The organism is Haladaptatus sp. W1 (assembly GCF_001723155.1).
Lineage (GTDB): Archaea > Halobacteriota > Halobacteria > Halobacteriales > Haladaptataceae > Haladaptatus > Haladaptatus paucihalophilus.
The window spans coordinates 1-1,589 of the sequence record NZ_MEIH01000412.1 but is presented as its reverse complement, the minus strand read 5'-3'; the positions used below and the strand labels follow the sequence as shown (position 1 = coordinate 1,589).

Here is a 1,589-nt window from a genome sequence, read left to right as displayed (position 1 = left end):
CCGACCCGCGTTCGGGAGTCCCACGCCACGAGTCCCGCCTCGTCGAGCATCGGGAGGTGAACGTGCACGAGCGCGATTCGCATCCGGTCCGTTTCTCCGTCGAGTCGGTCGGCGAGCACCGACACCGGAATCGGCTCGTCTTCGAGCGGATGACGACCAACGCCTCCCGTCGAGTCGGCACCGAGAGTACCTTGAAGATGGCATTCAGCGAGGGAGTCGTAGCATCGTCCCATCGGCTACCGTCCCCCGGGATTGTCTCGATTGTCATACCAGAACCCAGACACCGAGGGGCATTGAGTGAGAGGGCTAAACGATTAGTCTCGCTCCGGCTCGTCGAAGATGGCGGAGAGGACTTTTCGTTCCGCGATTCGGAGATGCTTGTGCAGGGTCGGCGGCGCGATGTCCAGCGATTCGGCGAGTTCCTCGCCGGTACACGTCTCAGTGCTCAGCTAACGAGCCAATAAATGTTGTGCTGTAAACCACTTATAACGACGATAGATATGGTTGAATTCAACAACGGATTAAATGTTTGGAATAAATCCACTAGATCGACTTTGAATCACCATCCCAAATTATAAATTGATGCTAAACGAGGGACACATATGGACCTATCGGGACAATTGTTCCCATGGCTACGCCTACCAACCGGTGTGTAGCGGGGAGATCAACGAAAAGGCGATAGAACGTTTCACTCACGCGCTGATCGAAGGAGGTGTACACGGTCTCTTTCCAGGGAGTTCCATCGGAGAGTTCTCTAGCTTGACGAACGAGCAAAACCGGACTGTAATAGAGATGGTTTCGACGACCGCTGCCGGAAGCGTAGCGATATTTGCGGGGTGTGGTGGGACAAGTATCAAGGACGTCACCGAAAACATCGATGCGGCTTCGGGGGCTGGCGCCGACGTCGCCGTCGTCGTCGCTCCATACTACTTGAACACGACACAATCGGGGCTCGAAACCTTCTTTCACACCATCGCGAATCGCGCATCTCTTCCAGTAGTTCTGTACAACATTCCATCGTTGACCGGCAACGCGCTAGAAATCCAAACTGTCGAAACACTCGCTGAACATGAGAACATCGTCGGACTGAAAGACACCTCCGGGGACCTCACCTATCACTATCGACTTAACGAACGGACCGACGATGATTTCGCCATATTCCAAGGCGCAACGGGTCTCGCCGCGGCCTCACTCGAACTCGGTTCGGACGGTATCATAGCCGGTCCCCGAACGTGTTCCCGGAATATCTCTCCCGTCTTTACGACGCTCACCAAGCGGATGAGTACGATATCGTCGCTTACCTCATGAAGCACGTCGTCGCACCGATGGTCAGCGCGACGGATGATTTGCCGACCGCCGCGGGTATCAAACACCTCGTCACGCTTCATACGACGGATATCGGTGACCCACTTCCGCCACTACCGAAATTAACGCAACGTGAGCAGGATGAACTGGAAAGCATATACGAACGCGTCATTACCGGGATCGAAAGCGGTCATATTTGATGCGGACAAGAACAAGTATTCCCTGGACTGATTCCCCAGAACAAGTGTTTCATACCGAATCTGGTGCAGAGTGAACCACCTCGG

General features: G+C 54.6%; 3 protein-coding genes and 1 pseudogene. 2 read left to right on the top strand and 2 right to left on the bottom strand.

The window, feature by feature from the left end:
• Together BG842_RS26455 and BG842_RS28495 are read right to left on the bottom strand one after the other, a co-directional pair.
• Positions 1-233: pseudogene (locus tag BG842_RS26455) on the bottom strand (hypothetical protein); the annotation flags it as partial.
• A gap of 81 nt (positions 234-314) precedes the next feature.
• Positions 315-449, bottom strand: coding sequence for a helix-turn-helix domain-containing protein (locus BG842_RS28495; protein ID WP_394327504.1), 135 nt, complete (start codon positions 447-449; stop codon positions 315-317).
• 133 nt (positions 450-582) lie between these two features.
• Between BG842_RS28495 and BG842_RS26450 the strand changes: the two genes are divergently transcribed.
• Complete coding sequence (locus BG842_RS26450; RefSeq protein WP_083252763.1) at positions 583-1,308, top strand: dihydrodipicolinate synthase family protein; 726 nt, start codon at positions 583-585, stop codon at positions 1,306-1,308.
• A complete protein-coding gene (locus BG842_RS26445; RefSeq protein ID WP_069453117.1) occupies positions 1,305-1,505 on the top strand; it encodes a hypothetical protein in 201 nt (66 codons plus the stop codon). Before BG842_RS26450 ends, BG842_RS26445 begins: the two co-directional genes overlap by 4 nt.
• The last annotated feature ends 84 nt before the right edge of the window (positions 1,506-1,589 follow it).

What these genes read in the sequence shown, in the direction of transcription:
- BG842_RS26450 (WP_083252763.1), top strand. Translation starts at nt 583, where the DNA reads ATGCTAAACGAGGGACACATATGGACCTATCGGGACAATTGTTCCCAT.
- BG842_RS26445 (WP_069453117.1), top strand. Translation starts at nt 1,305, where the DNA reads ATGAAGCACGTCGTCGCACCGATGGTCAGCGCGACGGATGATTTGCCG.